The sequence below is a fragment of the Phocoenobacter atlanticus subsp. cyclopteri genome, from assembly GCF_018343795.1.
GTDB classification, from domain to species: Bacteria; Pseudomonadota; Gammaproteobacteria; order Enterobacterales; family Pasteurellaceae; genus Phocoenobacter; species Phocoenobacter atlanticus.
In genome coordinates this window covers 426,345-445,262 of the sequence record NZ_CP074346.1, presented here as the reverse complement: position 1 = coordinate 445,262, position 18,918 = coordinate 426,345, and the positions used below count along the sequence as shown (strand labels likewise).

Genomic DNA, 18,918 nt, shown 5'->3' with positions numbered 1-18,918 from the left:
ATTTTAACTCACAAGTAACCGCTATATTCAATATCACTTCATTTTATAATGTGTATCTGACAACTCTCTTAAACGTATTGCAGCTTGCTCTGCGGTTAGATCTCTCTGGCTCTCCCCTAACATCTCATAGCCAACCATAAATTTACGCACGGTGGCAGAACGTAGTAAAGGTGGATAGAAATGAGCGTGTAATTGCCAATGTTCATTCTCTTTGCCATTAAAAGGTGCAGCGTGAAAGCCCATTGAATAAGGGAATGATGTATTAAATAAATTATCATATTTTGTTGTTAATTTTTTTATTGCTAAAGCAAGATCTTTTTCTTGTTCTGTATTTAAATCCGTTAAGCGTTTAATATGCTGTTTTGGAAGTAGCAAGGTTTCAAATGGCCATACCGCCCAATAAGGCACAACCGCTACCCAATATTCTGTTTCTACCACAATGCGTTCTTTAAGTTCTAATTCTTTATTGACATAGTCCATTAAAAGCACCGAATTATGTTTTTTAAAATATTCAGCTTGTGCTTTATCTACTTGGGCAACTTCATTTGGTAAGAAATTGCTTGCCCAAATTTGACCGTGTGGATGTGGATTTGAACAGCCCATTGCCGCCCCTTTATTCTCAAAAATTTGCACCCATTGATATTTTTGACCTAATTCTTGTAATTGTTCTTGCCACGTTTTGATCACTTCGGTGATTTCTTCAACGGTCAATAAAGGTAAGGTTTTACTGTGATCAGGTGAAAAACAAACTACTCGGCTCTCGCCCTGTGCCTGAGAACTTTGAAAGAGAGGATCTTGTTGTTCTTGTGGAGCTGGTGTATCTTCTAAAAGGGCGGAAAAATCATTTTTAAACACGAAAGGTTGAGTATACGCTGGATTTTGTTCACCAGTAATGCGTTTATTACTTGGACACAAATAACAACTTGGATCGTAACTTGGTTTATTTTCTTCCACTACTTTTTCTTGTTGACCTTGCCAAGGACGTTTTGCTCGATGTGGGGAAACCAAAACCCATTGTTCGGTTAATGGATTATAACGTCGATGTGGATGCTCAGTTGGATCAAATACATTATTCATTTTTCCTCTCCTTTTTATTTCTTTTTAAAAATGTAAACGATTACACCCCTATTTTAACCCAGCAAAATACAATTACTGTGATCTACATCACAAATTTAAAATAATCATAGTAAATTACATTATTTTTTGTGAGCTAGGTATCATTTTTAAAAGTAACCGCTTTCAAAAAAATATATTTTTTATATGATGTTTAATGTCAAAACAGATCAATTAAAAGGAAAATTATGATTACAATTCGTGATGTTGCTACTCTCGCAGGCGTTTCAGTTGCTACCGTTTCTCGAGTTTTAAATAATGCTTCCTCTAGTAATAAGTCTCGCCAATCTGTTTTACACGCTGTAGAAACATTAGGTTATTGCCCTAATGCTAATGCTCAAGCTCTCGCACTAAAAAATACAGATACTGTTGGCGTTGTGGTCACAGATGTAACTGATCCTTTTTTTGCTATTTTAGTGAAAACTGTCGATCAAGTTGCCACTGAATATGGTAAAAGTATCTTAATTGGTATCGGTTACCATAACGCAGAAAAAGAACTTAATGCCATTGAGAGTTTATTACGTAAACGTTGTAATTGCTTAATTGTTCATAGTAAAGCGCTTGATGATGAAATATTAAAACATTACCTAGAAAGTGTTCCTAGTATGGTGATCATTAACCGTGTCATTGAAGGCTATGAGCATCGTTGCGTTGATCTTGATAATGAAAAGGGCACTTTTTTAGCCACTGAAACATTAATTAAATTAGGGCATAAACATATAGGTTACATTGGTTCTAATCATTATATTACCGATGAGTTTGATCGTAAAAATGGCTATTTAAAAGCATTAAAAAAACATCAACTTTCACAATTAAAACACGCTATTGTACACACCTCTCCCGATTTTGAAGGCGGTGAAGAAGCAATGATAGAACTGCTTAGCTATCACTCTGATTTAACAGCTATTGTCGCATATAATGATAATATTGCAGCAGGTGCATTATCGGTTTTAAATGAAAACAATATTAAAGTTCCTGAGCAATTTTCAATTATCGGATTTGATGATGTTCCTATTGCAAAATATTTAGTACCAAAACTCACTACAATCAGATATCCTATTGATTTAATGGCAAGTTATGCAACCAAATTAGCATTAAACTTAGCAAATAAAGAAATTGAGCGTCCCACTTATGTACAATTTAAACCTACTCTAGTTAAACGATTTTCAACTAAAAGCGTGTTTACTAAATAATAAAAAATGATATTTTAACCAAAGCACAAAATCACTTAAAATATTATAAAATACATTAATTTTTCCCCTATATAATAATTATTCTTTATTTCTAAAAATCAGTGAGTAAAAGTTTACGGTTACCTACTACATAAATTCTTTCTTAATTTACCTTTCAAGCTACATTTTTTTAATAATTTATGAAACCGTTTTCATAATTGTGAAATAGATCACAGAATTATATTGTAAATTTCTGTATGATCGTCACGATTATCCAATATGCTATATATGGATAAATTCAATTATTGATAATAAATTTTACTATCAATAAAAACTCAATATACTTTGTTTTACAAAGATTTTTCAATGGAGAAACACATTATGAAAAAAACGCTTTTAAGTGCTGTGGCATTAGCAGTTGGTTTTGGTGCAGTAGCAACAGCATCTGCGAAAGATATTCCAATCGGTGTAACAATTTACAAATACGACGATAACTTTATGGCATTAATGCGTCAAGAGATTGAAAAAGAAGCACAAGCTCTTGGTAGTATTAAATTAAGTATGAATGACTCTCAAAATCAACAATCGATCCAAAACGACCAAATTGATGGTTTGCTTTCAAGAGATCCTATTGTTAAAGCATTAGCAATCAACTTAGTTGATCCAGGTGCTGCAAAAACAGTTATCCGTAAAGCAAAAGGTGATAATGTACCAATCGTATTCTTTAACCGTGATCCAGGTAATAAAGCACTTGCCACTTATGATAAAGCTTATTTTGTGGGAACAGATCCTAAAGAATCTGGTGTAATGCAAGGTCAATTAATTGCTAAACAATGGAAAGCACACCCTGAATTTGACTTAAATAAAGATGGTAAAATCCAATATGCTTTATTAAAAGGTGAACCAGGACACCCAGATGCAGAAGCTCGTACTAAATTTGTAATTAAACAGTTAAACGATCAAGGTTTTAAAACTGATGAGTTGTTTATCGATACAGGTATGTGGGATGCTTCAATGGCGAAAGACAAAATGCAATCTTGGTTATCTAACCCTAAAGGCAAAAACATTGAAGTTGTTATCTGTAACAATGACGGTATGGCAATGGGTGCATTCAATGCAATCAAAGCAGCAGGTAAAAAATTACCAATCTTTGGTGTAGATGCTCTTCCTGAAGTTTTACAAATGGTTAAAAAAGGTGAAATTCTTGGTACCGTACTTAACGATGGGGTAAATCAAGGTAAAGCAGTTGTACAACTTTCTAAAAACTTAGCAGAAGGTAAAGCACCAACTGAAGGAATGACTTATAAACTTAATGGTAAAAGAATCAATGTTCCTTATGTTGCTGTTGATGCAGATAACTTAAACGAATTTTTAAAATAAATCGTAATATGTTAAGGGGGATTTCTCCCCCTTTTTTTGATAGAGGTTGAATATGACAGCACAAAATATAGCATCAAAACCTAAAGGTGAAGTGCTACTAGAAATGACAAATGTCAGCAAAACCTTTCCCGGAGTAAAAGCACTTGATCGAGCAAATTTAACTGTCCGTTCTTATTCTGTTCACGCATTAATGGGTGAAAACGGGGCAGGAAAATCCACTTTGTTAAAGTGTTTGTTTGGTATTTATGCCAAAGATGAAGGGGAAATTCTCTTTTTAGGAAAACCTGTAAATTTTGCAACATCGAAAGAAGCCCTTGAAAATGGGATTTCGATGGTTCACCAAGAATTAAACTTAGTTCGTCAACAAAGCGTTATGGATAATATATGGCTGGGACGTTACCCTACCAAAAGTGGCTTTATCGATCATACCAAAATGTATAACGATACGAAAGTTATTTTTGATGAGTTGGATATTGATGTTGATCCAAAGGAAAAAGTAGGTAAATTATCTGTTTCACAAATGCAGATGGTTGAAATTGCCAAAGCGTTCTCCTACAACGCTAAAATCGTTATTATGGACGAACCCACATCGTCTCTTTCTGAAAAAGAAGTGGATCACTTATTTAAAATTATTAAAAAATTACAAGATCGTGGCTGCGGTATTATTTATATTTCTCACAAAATGGATGAAATTTTTAGAATTTGTGATGAAGTCACCGTTTTACGAGATGGTAAATGGATAAATAGTGTGTCTGTAGCAGATTCTACTATTGATGATATTGTTGCAATGATGGTTGGACGTGAATTAACTCAACGTTTTCCTCCAAAAACAAATATACCAAAAGAAGTTATTTTAGAAGTAGAAGGACTCACTGCGACCAATCAACCATCAATTCAAGATGTCAGTTTTAACCTTCATAAAGGTGAAATTTTAGGTATTGCTGGCTTAGTGGGAGCGAGACGAACAGATATTGTAGAAACTATTTTTGGGGTTCGTCACCGTCAAAGTGGCACAATTAAATTACACGATAAAGTCGTCAAAAATAACACAGCCCTTGAGGCAATCAATCACGGATTTGCTCTTGTAACAGAAGAACGTCGTGCGACTGGTATTTACGCAAATTTAAGTATTGAGTTTAATTCATTGATCTCAAATATGAAATCCTATTTAGGTAAGTTTGGACTACTAAGTAATCAAAAAATGAAAAGTGATACTCAGTGGGTCATTGATTCAATGAATGTTAAAACGCCTTCTCATCAAACGAATATTGGTTCATTATCTGGTGGTAACCAACAAAAAGTCGTTATTGGCCGTTGGTTATTAACTCAACCTGAAATTTTAATGCTTGATGAACCTACTCGAGGTATCGATATTGGGGCAAAATTTGAAATTTATCAACTTATTATGGATCTCGCTAATAAAGACAAAGGTATTATTATGATTTCATCAGAAATGCCTGAACTTTTAGGAGTCACAGATCGCATATTAGTAATGAGTAACGGAACGGTTGCGGGGATTGTCAATACAGCAGAAACCTCGCAAGAAGAAATTTTACAATTAGCGGCTAAATATCTATAAAAGGAACAGTATTATGTCAGCCTTAAAAAAAATAAATCACTTGATTTTTTAAAACAAAACGCCATTTACTTTGTCTTGTTAGTATTACTTTCTGTTATTATTACACAAGATTCAAGTTTCTTAAGTTTGCGTAACTTTAGTAATATTTTAACGCAATCATCGGTACGTTTAATTATCGCACTTGGAGTTGCAGGTTTACTTGTAACACAAGGTACAGACTTATCAGCGGGTCGCCAAGTAGGTCTTACTGCGGTGGTTTCTGCCACACTTTTACAATCACTGGATAATGTAAACCGAGTATTTCCTAATTTAGGTGAAATTCCAATTCCTGTTGTTATCTTAATTGTATGTGCAATCGGTGCAATTATTGGATTATTAAATGGTTTTATTATCGCAATCCTAAATGTAACGCCATTTATTGCTACATTAGGGACAATGATCATCGTTTATGGTATCAACTCTCTATATTATGATGCCGTCGGTGCTTCTCCAATTGCTGGATTTAGTGATGCATTCTTAGATTTCACACAAAACTTCTTTAGAATTGGATCCTTTAAACTCTCCTACATTACCATTTATGCTGCAATTATTACGGTCTTAGTATGGATTATGTGGAATAAAACTCGCTTTGGTAAAAATATCTTTGCTATCGGTGGAAACCCAGAAGCAGCACGTGTATCTGGTGTAAACGTCACTCGTAACTTAATTGTTATCTATATGATTGCAGGAATGTTATATGCTTTCGCAGGTATGCTTGAAGGTGGACGTGTAGGAAGTGCAACTAATAACCTTGGTTTTATGTACGAACTTGATGCAATCGCAGCCTGTGTGGTTGGGGGTGTATCCTTCGCTGGTGGTGTTGGTACTGTTGCTGGTGTTGTGACTGGGGTATTAATCTTTACTCTTATCAACTACGGTTTAACTTATATCGGTGTAAACCCATATTGGCAATATATAATCAAAGGTAGTATTATCATTTTCGCTGTTGCAATTGATAGCTTGAAATATGCGAAGAAAAAATAACGCATAAAAAAGAAACTACTCAAAATTACTAGAAATAAAGTAACCGCTTATTGATTAAAATAAGCGGTTACTTTTTACGCAAAATTTACAAATGTTAACATAATGTAAATAACAAGTTCATTTTTAATTCTATTTTAGATAGAATAATGAAATTATACTAAATTAAATTGAAATCAGTACTGGACATTTACATAAATAGTTATTTGGATCGTAGGGGTGGCATTAGCAAACGTTAGTTTGCGTATATCCACCCGTTGCTCGAGATAAAATAATCTAAAGTCTAAAAGAGAGCGGTCAAATAAAATGAATAATTTGCAAAATATGTTATCCCGTGCATTTGGGAGCATATACGTAAACTACGTTTACTAATGCTCCTCTACAAAATCATAGTACTAATTTAAGTTTAATTTACTATATTTATATAAAATTTAAATTATGCAATACAACAAGGAATTTATATGTCTAGTACAATTTTAGAATCTATACCATTTGGTAAAAAAGTGGGAATCGCATTTTCAGGCGGTTTAGATACCAGTGCCGCGTTACTTTGGATGCGTCAAAAAGGAACGGTACCCTATGCTTACACAGCAAATTTAGGTCAACCAGATGAAGAAGATTATGATGAAATCCCTCAAAAAGCAATAGAATATGGTGCAGAAAAAGCTCGATTAATTGATTGCCGTAGCCAACTTGCTCACGAAGGTATTGTTGCCATTCAATGTGGTGCATTTCACATTTCTACAGGTGGAATGCCTTATTTTAATACCACGCCTTTAGGACGTGCAGTTACAGGAACAATGCTTGTTGCCTCAATGCAACAAGATGGTGTAAATATTTGGGGAGATGGTAGCACTTATAAAGGAAATGATATTGAACGTTTTTATCGCTATGGTCTAATCACTAATCCTGATCTCAAAATATACAAACCTTGGTTAGATGAACTGTTTATTAACGAATTAGGTGGACGTTCTGAAATGTCACAATTTTTAATCAAAAATGGTTTTGATTATAAAATGTCCGTTGAAAAAGCCTATTCCACAGATTCTAATATGCTTGGAGCCACTCACGAAGCAAAAGATTTAGAAGATTTAGACACCAATATCAAAATTGTAAAACCTATTATGGGTGTTGCGTTCTGGGATGAAAATATAAAAATTGAAACAGAAGAAGTAAAAATTAGTTTCGAAGAAGGCATTCCCGTTGCATTAAATGGTAAACGTTTTGATGATTTGGTTGAATTATTTTTAGAAGCAAATCGTATTGGGGGTAGACACGAATTAGGAATGTCAGATCAAATTGAAAACCGTATTATTGAAGCAAAATCTCGTGGCATTTATGAAGCGCCAGGAATGGCATTATTACATATCGCTTATGAACGTTTAGTGACTGGTATTCATAATGAAGATACCATTGAGCAATATCGTATCAATGGTTTACGTCTAGGACGTTTACTCTATCAAGGTCGCTGGTTTGATTCACAAGCATTAATGTTGCGAGAAACCGCACAACGTTGGGTTGCCAAAGCAATTACTGGTGACGTCACATTGGAATTACGTCGTGGTAACGATTATTTAATATTAGACACTCAATCACCAAACCTAACCTATCAAGCAGAACATTTAAGTATGGAAAAAGTAGTGGATGCACCCTTTACAGCGACAGATCGTATTGGTCAATTAACTATGCGTAATCTTGATATTAAAGATACTCGTGACAAACTCAGGCTTTATACCCAAACAGGATTAATTTCCAGAAAAGATAATGTTATTCCACTTTTAGATTAGAACGAAATTAATTGATGTAATACAGAAATAAAGGCTGAATAGTTTCAGCCTTTATTTATTTTTTCTTTAATTGCATATTCTTGATAATTTTGTATGTAGTCGATTAAATGTATCTGCAAACATTTTTTTATCTTTATCAGAAAATGGTTTTTGTTTACCCATTTGAGAAGGTTCAAGCACGCCCGTACTACGCATCATATCCATAAAATCACGCATCCCTAGATTTTGCTTAATATTATCCTTATTGTACTCTAGTCCTTTAAAATTAATTACCGCCACACCTTTGTTAATAAGATCATTCGCCAAAGGAATATCACTGGTTATCGCTAAATCATTTTTCTTAGCTTGTTCGACAATATAGTTATCCGCAATATCAAAGCCTTTTTCAACTACTTTAATGCTAATAAAAGGCGAACGTGGTAAATTGATAAAACTATTACTTACAAATATTGCAGTGGTTTTAGTTCGTACCACAGATTTGCAAATAAAATCTCGTAATGTTTTCGGGCAAGCGTCAGCGTCTATGTAAATTTTCATTGTTTTATTTTTCTAATATGTAATTATTAATACAGGGTAACAGTAAAATTTTACCCATTGATGTTTATGTTTAAAAATCAACAATTATTATGTAGATACTATTAAGAAAAGCAAGCATAAGAATTGTAAATTCTGAACTAAATGTCACCGCTATATTTATGCCTAATAATGTTTTGTGAAGATTTCTATATCAAGTAACGGGCGAATATACGCAAACTACGTTAATAATATAGTTTATTGATTTTAAGTACTATCTTACTCTAATTAAAGTATGATCTTGCTCTATATCCTAACTACAGTTAAAATCTCTTCCAAATTAATTTTGAATAAAAAGATGTAATATAAGGAAACTATGAGTATAAATGTAACAGAAATTGTTCTCCACCAATTGACACAAACTGAAAGCGAAACACCTGAATTAAAAACAATTTTAAGAGAAAAATTATTAGAGGTTACGCCTGAAGTTGAGCAGATGATGTTACAACTTCATCAAGCCTATCAAGGAAAAGCCAAAGGCTATGGCTTATTTCAAGAGAATTCAAATTTTGCTCAGGAGTTAAATCGTTTATTAGAACAAGAAAATTATTTTTTACCCTTTAGTTATAGCTGTACCAAAATGTTAGCAACGGAATTGGTAAAATATCCATTTGCCAGTGGTGGTTCTTTTATTTTGTGTCGTTATAATTTTTTAGCAACTGATTATCTATTTATTGCATTAATTGATAACCGAACCTCTATGTTAGTGGATGAACAATTAGAAATTAAACGTACTCAATATTTAGAAATGGCACAATATGACATTGCTTGTCGTATTAATTTAACAGAATTAAAGCTAGATGCACAATCTAACCGCTATTTAACCTTTATCAAAGGACGTGTGGGACGAAAAGTAGCAGATTTCTTTATGGATTTTTTAGGCGCAGAAGCAGGGCTTGATCCGAAAGTACAAAACCAAACCTTGTTACAAGCAGTTCACGATTATTGCGATCAAGGTGAACTAAGTGCAGATCAAACCAAAGCAGTAAAAACACAAGTTTTTGATTATTGTAAAGGTCAAATTAACAGTGGTGAAGAAATCGCTATTCAAGAATTAGCCAATGAAATTCCTACCTTAAATGATCAAAATTTTGCACAATTTACTCAAACTCAAGATTATGATTTAGAAGACTCTATTCCCCCTATTCGCAATACATTAAAAGCCTTAACTAAATATTCAGGTTCAGGAAAAGGGGTTACTCTCAGTTTTGATGCTCAATTATTAAACGAGCGAGTGATTTGGGACGAACTAAATGACACTTTAACAATCAAAGAAATACCCGCAAATTTGCGAGATCAACTTCAACGCAATAAATAATGGTATTTAAGTGTAAGTTTAGGTATTATTTACCCAATATTATAAAATGAAAGGTTTAAAAAATTATGAAAATAAAATCACTTTTAGCAACAATCTTACTTATGATGGGCGTAACAGCTTGTTCAACATTAGAAAAAGTCGTGTATCGTATTGATGTACCTCAAGGTAATTATTTAGAGCAAGAAAAGGTCGATCAATTAAAGGTAGGAATGAATCAAGAACAAGTACTCTATTTACTTGGCACACCACTATTAAAAGATATATTTGCACAAAACCGCTGGGATTATGTTTTTATCAAACGTAAAGGACATCAAGACCCTGTTCAACGTACTTTATTTATTTACTTTGATCATAGTGGACTGGTAAGCGATATCCAGCTAGATAAACCACTTGAAGAGAAATAAATACTAACCCGCTATACTTCAAAATAGAAATTGATGAATAAAAATAAGCGGTCATATTTTTTTAGAAATTTACATATTAGCTATTATAAATACATAATAGCTCTAAAATATGTTACTAGAAATGCAATTTAACTATTTCAACATACATCAATAAAGTTTGTCACCAAATCAGAACTTCTGCTTTATTATTTTTCCCGTCTCAAGATAGGTTTACATAAAAGAGACCTGTTCATAAAAATACAAAAAAATAGCGAGGAAAATCATTAAAAAAATAGTGATTATATGGTCTAATATGAAAAAATCCCCTTATAAAAGGGGATTTTTGAAAATCTATTTAATTGCTAAAAGCGAATTAGATAATTTTTACATCTACTGCTGATGGACCACGTTGACTATCTTGAACTTCAAATTCAACGTTATCATTTTCGTTTAATGTTCTGTAGTTGTCACCAACGATTCCAGAAAAGTGAACGAAAACATCTTTTCCACCATTAGATGGAGTGATGAAACCAAAACCTTTTTCAGAATTGAACCATTTTACGATACCAGTTAATTTAGACATATGTCTTCCTTATTTTAAAAATTTATTTGAATGCTTGAAAATTCAAGCGGTAACGCTAATCACTTTATAAATAGAGATGGATATTAACAGGACTTTCAAGATATAAAGTAAAAACTTTGTAACAATGAGGAAGAACTATAATAACTAACTTCTTAAACTGCTCTTAGTTAGGGCTTCATTAGAACATAATATTTTAATTAAAGCAAATACTTTCTATTATTTAGAATAATTATCACTACTATTTATTTAAGAACATCAAAATGCCACTATGGTAGCTTAAATTACATACCTTTTAAGTGGTGAGATTTTTTTACACATCTATGCGTAGCGTAAATCTTGGTTTCACAGGCATTCTCTCTAAAATTCTTGCTCTATTTACTTCAATCGCATTCACCGTTGGAATATAATCTAGCCATAAATTTTCATCTTCTGGTAAGTTTTCTGACCAGATATATTTCACATTAAATTGTCTTGCTTTGCATTCTTCATATAAATCTTGATAACGTTTTTTTAAAAACATCAATTTATTAAAGAAAAAGCGAACGTGTCCTGTTCCAAGCTTATAATCATCAGGCATTCCAACTAAATTGTATTTCCCTTTTGCAACCGCATTAGGAATTCGAGTAAGTTCTCTAAACTCTGCGAGTAGGTGTTGATCGCAGAGCTCTTTTGGGGGGATTAGGTTTATTCTTGTCATAGTTAATATTTTTTTATTCAAATAGTTTTTAAGCGGTCATATTTTTATAAAATTTTACGATTCGTAAATTATTTGGCGGATTCAAGTTTGAAGTGCAACGCACCCAAATCTAGATTTTACCTCAAGAGGTGTTTGATAGCCTAATACTTTTCTTGGTCTATTGTTTAAATTATCTTCAATAGCTTTAATCTCATCATCAGTTACTTTATCTAAAGTGGCTGATTTTGGTAAAAATTGCCGAATAAGCCCATTCGTATTTTCATTTGTTCCACGCTCCCAAGAGTGATATGGTTTTGCAAAATAAATCGTTGTCTTTAATGACTTTGCAATCTCTTCGTGTTGTGCAAACTCTTTACCATTATCAAAGGTAATACTTAATGGATTTTCACCTAAAAGCATTTCAATACAAGCTTCTTTAACTCGTTCAGCCTTACGGTTAGGTAAACATTTTATTTTAGTTTCTCGACTTACCCTATCAACCAAGGTAACTAGCACTCCACGATGATGTTTACCTACAACGGTATCACCTTCATAATCCCCTAAGCGTTCTCTATTATCAACAGAAGCAGGACGTTCTGTAATATCAATTCTATTTGCTATTTGACCACGTCTATCTTGATTAGCGTAACCTCGTTTTCTGTAGGTTTTCTGACAACGTAGGTGCTGATACAGCTTTCCTCCTGCTTGTTTATCCGCATAAATATATTGATAGATTCTTTCGTGACTAGGCACATTAGTCCACCCAAGAAAACGTAGTCTCCCTGTAATTTGTTCAGGAGAGTATTTCCTTGATAATAACTCCTCTATATATGCCCAGCCAAAATCACTAATTGTTTGAGCATTATTTGCTTTTCTAGAGACAGCGAGGTTATTTGCTTGTTTAGGGCGGTAACCTCGTTGTCCAGTATTACGTTTTAGTTCACGGTATATCGTTGCTTTGTGAACGCCAATGATTCGAGAAATTTCACTTTTTGAGATTCCTGTTTTCATTAGAGCAGAAATTTGATATCTTTGTTCTTGTGTAAGATGTTTGTAGTGTTTCATAACGTTTTGATATGTGGTAGTTGAAAATCGAAGTGCAACACTGCACATCTTACATTTCAATTACTATTTTTCAAACGTTGCACTTCGTTTTTGAATCTAAGTTTAATAAAAATAACCGCTTTATCCATTAAGAACTAATAACCTGTTTAGTTAATGCTCTTTTCTGTTCTGAATATAAAACAACATCTTTTATTACAAGTTTTTGAATGGCTTTGATAAAGATTTCCATTATTTGATAGTTTGGTTCATTATTTAATAATGGTAACTTCATTTTAAAATTTAAACTTTGCGAACTTCTTAATTTCTTACCATAAGAAAATTTACCACTTAAAGATCTAGCCATTGAAGTTGCAAAAAATAGCATCTCTTCTTTGACATAATCTTTTTTATCATTCCAATAAGCACCTGTATCATCACCTGCACCATAAGAAAAACTTCTATAAAAAGTATTACCAAAAATATCTATGGTTATTGAATTTTCAGGAAATATAGAAATAGGATTAGATATGTAATTGACCACACCTGTATTAGTTATACCTGACATCACAAATGGAATATTACCATCTAATTGATCATCTTTTTTCAACCTTCTTCCTTGCTTTATATTATTGAAAATATCTCTATATTTAAACTCACCCCACTTAATTTCATTTTGCTCAAAAGATCGTAAAACATCTTTTTCTTCTTCGGTTAAGTGATAATCTTTTAAATTTGTAACGCTTAGGTAAGCCTCTAGCTCCGCTAGATGGCTCGCCTCTAGCTCCGCGATAAATTTTTCCATAAAGGAAAAATTTATCAATCCATTACTAGTAATGGGAAGTGTAATTTTCTGCTCACTAATAATACTCACATTAAAACTTGAACTTCCCCAAGAAAAACAACTAAATGCTTTACCCATCACAGATATAAAAAATTGAGCATTATTCTTACTAAATTCATCATATTTAGATTTTAATATTTTTATTTTATCTCCTGTAAAATAAGGTTTTTCTTGATAGAACATTGTAGCTGTATCTTGACCAAAAGAAATTGTATTCCCATCATTTAGATACTGCTTATCTTCATTTATATAACCTTTGAGTCCATTATTTAATGCTGTTCTAACTATATAAGGATAGCCTGTTTCTAATAAAGTAACTTTATTTGCATCAAATCTTTTTTTATAAGATTTTATTTCAAACAAATCCCCAATCCTAAACTCGCCCCACTCAACACTTTCTAACATAGCATTCAGTGGGGCATTTATTTTCCCAAACTGTCATTTCCCTGATTTTTCAATAAGTTCGATACTTCCCACGCTAAATAATCACTTACCGTCTTTTTAAAATCTTCAAGGGTTGGCTTGGTGTCAATAGGGGCTGATTTATTCCAATCTGCTCCATTTTCTGGGTCAATAGTATCTTCATAATATTCTTGCTCGGTAAAAATATTTAATTTAGATTTACCAAATCGCACAAGATTAACTAATTCTGCATAACGCTCTTTTGCTCTATCCGTATCTTTTAAATTATTACTTGCTTTTTTGCGGTTCGTTCTTGTGTATCCATCATTTGAAAAATCAATAAATTTAACCATTTCATCTTTATTGTGCTTTTCATTGACTCTAAACACATAAATATAAGTTTGAACACTAGATTTACCTACGAATAAATCGATCGGCATTTTGATACTTGCTAATAAAGTATTTCTTTGTAAAATTCTCTTGTTAAATTCAGCCGCTTTACCACTTCCTGCACTGCCTTGAATAATAATTGACGCATAGCCTTTGTTCATCATTGAAAGAGCCTTTTCCACAAAATTCATACCATTTCCACTTGCAGAATAAGGTGGGTTTAGAATAAACGCATCAGCAGGGAATGCAGTGTCTGTTTTACCAAAGCCATATTTTCCGTCAAAGTCAATTAAAGAGTCTTTATTAAGAATGTTTGAACTGCCATCGTCCATTAAAATCATATTTAATATCGCAAGCATATAAACGCTAGAAAGTAGTTCTAGCCCTAATAACTGCTCTGCTTTTATCATCGCTTCTTTTTTTATGAGTTCATTTGGTGAAGTAATGGTATTTTTTGCATCAATAAGCATTTCATTCATCGCAGCAACTAATAAACCTGCTGAACCTGTCGCAAAATCCCACACATAAGAATCTTTATTTACTCGTGCAAGTTTCACCAAAAGTGTGGCAACATAAGATGGCGTTAAAACAACATCATTAAGTTTATCTTGTGAAAAGCCAAGCCAGCCATACATTTCATTGAATAATTTTCCTGTAAAATCAGTTGTTAAACCAATTTTGTAATAAATGCCTAAATCATCAACAATTTTAGAGAATACACGTTTAAGCTGAGTTTCTCCATCTTTAACTTTGTTGATATTATCTGTTAAAAGTGTATTTGATAATGTTCTAACAATGAGATCTTTTTTATCTTTTGGAATATTCTTTTCATTTAAGAAAGCGTTAATTTTTCGCATAATAATGTCGCCATCAGTATTACCTTCCTCGCTTGATGATTTTAAATCAGCCTTTTCAAGCGGTGCAACTTTCCCCGCTACACCTAAAGTTGCGATAATAGATGCGGCAACTAAATAAACACGATCATTTTCGCCTAATCCTTTTTCTTGTTGGTAAATGTCATTATTAAGCTTTACTAAACTTGCATCAATTTCTTTTTCACGCTGTGATTTTAATAATTCAAGCTCTTCATTTGAAAGCGTAAGTTTTTTTACTTGTTCAATAAAGGCATCAAAATTATTATCAGCTAAAAAAGATAAATCTGAAAATTCACCAACTTTTTGTCCAATCCCTAAATTAGATTTAGATACATAGTACACGCCAATTTGATGAATAATCTTACCGCTTTCATCTTTGTAGCCTGTCATACCAATTGAAATAATATCAGTATAACTTGTATGATGTAAAAGAGCGTTAGCATAATGAACCGCACCATTGACCGCATAATCTTTAATATTTTTAAAGTTAGGCTGATTTTTAGCGGTCATATTATCAACTTGACCATTTGCATTTAATTTTTCAAGTTTATCTTTATACCCTTTATATTCGATTAAAATAGGATAGAAATCTAAGTTTTTATCTTGTTTAAGAAGTTTTGCATCAGGGCGATTTCCGCCTTTTCCACCATTTTTTGAATGATAATCATCAAGAGCATTATCTATTTCTGTATTTAAACTTTCTTGTTCTAATTTATAATCTAAACCGTATTCTTTTAACCACCCATTTGCTAAATCTGCAATGTTTGGTTCTATTGATTGTGCTTTCTTTGTCATTCTATTTTTCCTTAAAATTTGTAAATTCTTAATAAGACCGCTTTAATGTGCTTCGTCCCAATTACTCCCAACCCCAACATCTGCAATCAAAGGTACTTTCAACTCAAACGCTTTTTCCATTTCGGCTTTAATTAACTGGCTGTAATGCTCTACTTTGTCAGCTTTGACTTCAAACACTAATTCATCGTGGACTTGCATAATCATTAGAATATCATCGCAATCACGGATTTGTTTATCAATGCTGATCATTGCAACTTTGATAATATCTGCGGCTGTACCTTGCATTGGGGCGTTGATGGCGACACGTTCGGCAGCTTTTTTACGCATTTGGTTGCTTGATTGAATTTCTGGCAAGTATAAACGGCGACCTAACAAGGTTTCAACATACCCCTGCTCTGCGGCTTTTTGTTTAATATCTAACATAAATTGTTGGACGTTTGGATAGCGTTTGAAATAGAGATCCATATAGTTTTGGGCATCATTTCGTGAAATACCAAGTTGATTTGACAGTCCAAAGGCTGACATTCCGTAGATTAAGCCGAAATTAATCGCTTTGGCACTGCGACGTTGCTCGCCTGTGACTTCATCAAGTGGCACACCAAAAATCTCACTTGCGGTTGCTTTGTGAATATCTTTGCCCTCTGCAAAAGCGGTAATCATTCCTTGATCGTTCGATAAATGCGCCATAATTCTTAATTCAACTTGCGAATAGTCAGCAGCTAAAATGACATAACCCTCACGAGCAATAAAGGCTTTACGAATACGTCTGCCTTCTTCGTTTCTAATTGGGATATTTTGCAAGTTTGGATCGCTTGATGAAAGGCGTCCTGTTGCGGTGACCGCTTGATGATACGAAGTATGAATACGCCCTGTTGTTGGGTTAATCATTTGTGGCAATTTGTCGGTATAAGTCGATTTTAATTTGCTTAAACCACGATGTTCGATAATCAATTTTGGTACGTTATGCCCCATATTTGCTAGGGTTTCTAATACTTCTTCATTGGTTGAAGGCACACCTTTTGGCGTTTTTTTGATAACAGGTAAGTTTAATTTATTAAATAAAATTTCTTGTAACTGTTTTGGTGAGGCGAGGTTAAACACTTCGCCCGCTTCGTTATGCACCTGCTCTTCTAACTCGATCAAACGTGCTGAAATTTCGCCCGATTGCTCTAATAAAAGATGATCATAAACCAACACGCCGTTACGCTCAATGTGTGAAAGCACATTAACCAATGGCATTTCTACTTCATTGAATAATTTGACTAATTCAGGAGATGTTTGCAATTCAGCGGATAATACTTGATGCAATTTCATTGTAATATCAGCATCTTCCGCTGCATATTGCGTTGCTTGTTCTAGCTCAATTTTATCAAAAGTAAGTTGATTTTTACCTTTGCCTGCGATTTCTTCAAAGCTAATAGTTTTATGCCCTAAATAACGATCCGCCAATGCGTCCATATTGTGTCGCCCTGTGCTGTTTAGGGTGTAAGATTCTAGCATTGTATCAAAGGCAACACCTTGTAATTCAATGTTATTTTGAGCAAAAACTGTTAAGTCATATTTAATATTTTGCCCTATTTTTAGAATTGCTGGATTTTCTAAAATTGGTTTTAATTGAGTTAAAACCTGTTGTTTTTCCAACTGTTGTGGCACGCCTAAATAGTTGTGTTCAAGTGGAATATAACAGGCTTCGCCATTTTCTAAACCAAATGAAATCCCGACTAAATTTGCCGTCATTACATCAAGGCTATCCGTTTCGGTATCAACCGCAAACACATTCACTTTTTGTAGTTTTTTAAGCCATTGTTGTAACAATTCTTCGCTATCCACTTGCTGATAAGCGGTACGATTTATTTCTATTTTTGCAAATTTTTGCTCTGATGTAACCGCTTGGTTTGACGTTATTTGATAATTATTTGGTACATTTTCTTTTTGTTGTTGAGTAACAGGATTGGCATTGCCTTGTACTTCACTTAACCAACGTTTGAATTGATAACGTTCAAATAACTCAACTAATAAAGATTGATTTTGTGGTTCAGTAACCAGTTGATCGTGGGTTACATCAAGCTCCACATCAGTTTTAATAGTCGCAAGGGTATAAGAAAGCTCCGCCATTTCTTTTTCAGCTTCCATTTTTGGTGCTAAGGTTTTTGCTCCACGAAAGCCTAATTCAGCGATTTTATCTAAATTTTGATAAATTTCTTTCAGCGAGCCAATGCCTTGCAATAAACCTAATGCGGTTTTCTCGCCCACACCTTTTACGCCCGGAATACCGTCCGACGCATCGCCACGCAATGCAAGATAATCAATAATTAATTCAGGTGGAATACCATATTTTTCAACCACGCCATCACGATCTAATAAGGTATTACTCATCGTATTGATCAGCATTATATGATTATCAACCAGCTGTGCCATATCCTTATCACCCGTACTGATCAAAACATCTTTACCCTCTTTTGAAGCTTGCAAAGCTAATGTTCCAATCACATCATCAGCTTCTACGCCTTCAACTGAAATCAACGGAATGCCCAACGCTTTGATAATAGTGTGAAGTGGTTCAATTTGAGTGCGTAAATCATCAGGCATTGGTGGGCGGTGGGCTTTATATTGCTCAAAAAGTGCATCACGAAATGTCTTACCTTTGGCGTCAAATACTACGGCAATATGGCTTGGTTCAACCTGTGCGATTAAACTTTTTAACATATTCAACACGCCATACATCGCCCCTGTTGGCTGACCGTCTTTGTTGGTTAACGGTGGAAAGGCGTGAAATGCACGATAAAGATAAGATGAACCGTCCACTAAAACGAACGGATTTTTTGCGATTGTTGTCATTGAAATCTCTTAATTTAGTTTAAAAATCTGTGAGGGATTATACCTTATATTCGGCTATTTCGCATTGAGAAAAGAGTAAATAACTAGCTGTATTATAGTATGGTTATAGCGGTATGATTTTAATAAAAATTTACAATTCTAAAAATAGC

Annotated in this window: 14 protein-coding genes and 1 pseudogene; 7 read left to right on the top strand and 8 right to left on the bottom strand. The window is 33.5% G+C overall.

Annotation, left to right across the window (positions count from 1 at the left end; translation table 11 throughout):
- Positions 1–33: 33 nt before the first annotated feature.
- Entirely contained in the window at positions 34–1,077 is a 1,044-nt protein-coding gene (gene galT / locus KGI96_RS02055) for a galactose-1-phosphate uridylyltransferase (RefSeq protein WP_211598506.1), read from the bottom strand.
- A gap of 224 nt (positions 1,078–1,301) precedes the next feature.
- On the opposite strand from galT, the gene KGI96_RS02050 reads away from it, so the two are divergent.
- The 5 genes and pseudogenes from KGI96_RS02050 to argG all read left to right on the top strand — a co-directional run bounded on the left by KGI96_RS02050 (position 1,302) and on the right by argG (position 8,051).
- The gene (locus KGI96_RS02050) at positions 1,302–2,306 is read left to right on the top strand and encodes a substrate-binding domain-containing protein (protein WP_211598507.1); all 1,005 of its coding nucleotides are present in this window, start codon (positions 1,302–1,304) and stop codon (positions 2,304–2,306) included.
- 360 nt (positions 2,307–2,666) lie between these two features.
- The gene (gene mglB / locus KGI96_RS02045; RefSeq protein ID WP_211598509.1) at positions 2,667–3,665 is read left to right on the top strand and encodes a galactose/glucose ABC transporter substrate-binding protein MglB; all 999 of its coding nucleotides are present in this window, start codon (positions 2,667–2,669) and stop codon (positions 3,663–3,665) included.
- Positions 3,666–3,717: 52 nt separating this feature from the next.
- Positions 3,718–5,244: a galactose/methyl galactoside ABC transporter ATP-binding protein MglA gene (gene mglA, locus KGI96_RS02040; RefSeq protein WP_211598511.1), complete on the top strand. Its 1,527-nt coding sequence runs from the start codon at positions 3,718–3,720 to the stop codon at positions 5,242–5,244.
- A gap of 18 nt (positions 5,245–5,262) precedes the next feature.
- A pseudogene (gene mglC, locus KGI96_RS02035) lies at positions 5,263–6,267 on the top strand (galactose/methyl galactoside ABC transporter permease MglC); the annotation flags it as partial.
- 458 nt (positions 6,268–6,725) lie between these two features.
- Positions 6,726–8,051: an argininosuccinate synthase gene (gene argG, locus KGI96_RS02030; RefSeq protein WP_211598513.1), complete on the top strand. Its 1,326-nt coding sequence runs from the start codon at positions 6,726–6,728 to the stop codon at positions 8,049–8,051.
- A gap of 66 nt (positions 8,052–8,117) precedes the next feature.
- On the opposite strand, the gene KGI96_RS02025 is transcribed toward argG, so the two are convergent.
- A complete protein-coding gene (locus tag KGI96_RS02025; protein ID WP_211598515.1) occupies positions 8,118–8,588 on the bottom strand; it encodes a YaiI/YqxD family protein in 471 nt (156 codons plus the stop codon).
- A 352-nt stretch (positions 8,589–8,940) separates the two neighbouring features.
- On the opposite strand from KGI96_RS02025, the gene yejK reads away from it, so the two are divergent.
- Together yejK and bamE are read left to right on the top strand one after the other, a co-directional pair.
- The gene (yejK, locus tag KGI96_RS02020; RefSeq protein WP_211598517.1) at positions 8,941–9,942 is read left to right on the top strand and encodes a nucleoid-associated protein YejK; all 1,002 of its coding nucleotides are present in this window, start codon (positions 8,941–8,943) and stop codon (positions 9,940–9,942) included.
- A 65-nt stretch (positions 9,943–10,007) separates the two neighbouring features.
- Positions 10,008–10,346 (top strand): outer membrane protein assembly factor BamE, encoded by a 339-nt coding sequence (gene bamE, locus KGI96_RS02015; RefSeq protein WP_211598519.1) that lies wholly within the window; start codon positions 10,008–10,010, stop codon positions 10,344–10,346.
- A gap of 352 nt (positions 10,347–10,698) precedes the next feature.
- Here the strand turns inward: bamE and cspE are convergent, their stop codons facing one another.
- The 6 genes from cspE to polA all read right to left on the bottom strand — a co-directional run bounded on the left by cspE (position 10,699) and on the right by polA (position 18,769).
- Positions 10,699–10,908 carry a transcription antiterminator/RNA stability regulator CspE gene (gene cspE / locus KGI96_RS02010; protein ID WP_211598522.1) on the bottom strand — a complete coding sequence of 70 codons (210 nt, stop codon included), beginning with the start codon at positions 10,906–10,908 and terminating at the stop codon, positions 10,699–10,701.
- Between the two features lie 310 nt (positions 10,909–11,218).
- The gene (locus tag KGI96_RS02005; RefSeq protein WP_211598524.1) at positions 11,219–11,605 is read right to left on the bottom strand and encodes a pyrimidine dimer DNA glycosylase/endonuclease V; all 387 of its coding nucleotides are present in this window, start codon (positions 11,603–11,605) and stop codon (positions 11,219–11,221) included.
- A gap of 81 nt (positions 11,606–11,686) precedes the next feature.
- Positions 11,687–12,649, bottom strand: coding sequence for an IS30 family transposase (locus KGI96_RS02000; protein ID WP_213156442.1), 963 nt, complete (start codon positions 12,647–12,649; stop codon positions 11,687–11,689).
- Positions 12,650–12,776: 127 nt separating this feature from the next.
- A complete protein-coding gene (locus KGI96_RS01995; RefSeq protein ID WP_213156529.1) occupies positions 12,777–13,874 on the bottom strand; it encodes a restriction endonuclease subunit S in 1,098 nt (365 codons plus the stop codon).
- 17 nt (positions 13,875–13,891) lie between these two features.
- Entirely contained in the window at positions 13,892–15,931 is a 2,040-nt protein-coding gene (locus KGI96_RS01990) for an HsdM family class I SAM-dependent methyltransferase (protein WP_211598444.1), read from the bottom strand.
- Positions 15,932–15,973: 42 nt separating this feature from the next.
- Positions 15,974–18,769 carry a DNA polymerase I gene (gene polA, locus KGI96_RS01985; RefSeq protein ID WP_211598442.1) on the bottom strand — a complete coding sequence of 932 codons (2,796 nt, stop codon included), beginning with the start codon at positions 18,767–18,769 and terminating at the stop codon, positions 15,974–15,976.
- Between the last annotated feature and the right edge of the window lie 149 nt (positions 18,770–18,918).

Coding starts and splice junctions, on each gene's coding strand:
- bamE (WP_211598519.1), top strand. CDS start 10,008: ATGAAAATAAAATCACTTTTAGCAACAATCTTACTTATGATGGGCGTA.
- argG (WP_211598513.1), top strand. CDS start 6,726: ATGTCTAGTACAATTTTAGAATCTATACCATTTGGTAAAAAAGTGGGA.
- polA (WP_211598442.1), bottom strand. CDS start 18,769: ATGACAACAATCGCAAAAAATCCGTTCGTTTTAGTGGACGGTTCATCT.
- KGI96_RS02005 (WP_211598524.1), bottom strand. CDS start 11,605: ATGACAAGAATAAACCTAATCCCCCCAAAAGAGCTCTGCGATCAACAC.
- cspE (WP_211598522.1), bottom strand. CDS start 10,908: ATGTCTAAATTAACTGGTATCGTAAAATGGTTCAATTCTGAAAAAGGT.
- KGI96_RS02000 (WP_213156442.1), bottom strand. CDS start 12,649: ATGAAACACTACAAACATCTTACACAAGAACAAAGATATCAAATTTCT.
- mglA (WP_211598511.1), top strand. CDS start 3,718: ATGACAGCACAAAATATAGCATCAAAACCTAAAGGTGAAGTGCTACTA.
- galT (WP_211598506.1), bottom strand. CDS start 1,077: ATGAATAATGTATTTGATCCAACTGAGCATCCACATCGACGTTATAAT.
- yejK (WP_211598517.1), top strand. CDS start 8,941: ATGAGTATAAATGTAACAGAAATTGTTCTCCACCAATTGACACAAACT.
- KGI96_RS01990 (WP_211598444.1), bottom strand. CDS start 15,931: ATGACAAAGAAAGCACAATCAATAGAACCAAACATTGCAGATTTAGCA.
- KGI96_RS02050 (WP_211598507.1), top strand. CDS start 1,302: ATGATTACAATTCGTGATGTTGCTACTCTCGCAGGCGTTTCAGTTGCT.
- mglB (WP_211598509.1), top strand. CDS start 2,667: ATGAAAAAAACGCTTTTAAGTGCTGTGGCATTAGCAGTTGGTTTTGGT.
- KGI96_RS02025 (WP_211598515.1), bottom strand. CDS start 8,588: ATGAAAATTTACATAGACGCTGACGCTTGCCCGAAAACATTACGAGAT.
- KGI96_RS01995 (WP_213156529.1), bottom strand. CDS start 13,874: ATGTTAGAAAGTGTTGAGTGGGGCGAGTTTAGGATTGGGGATTTGTTT.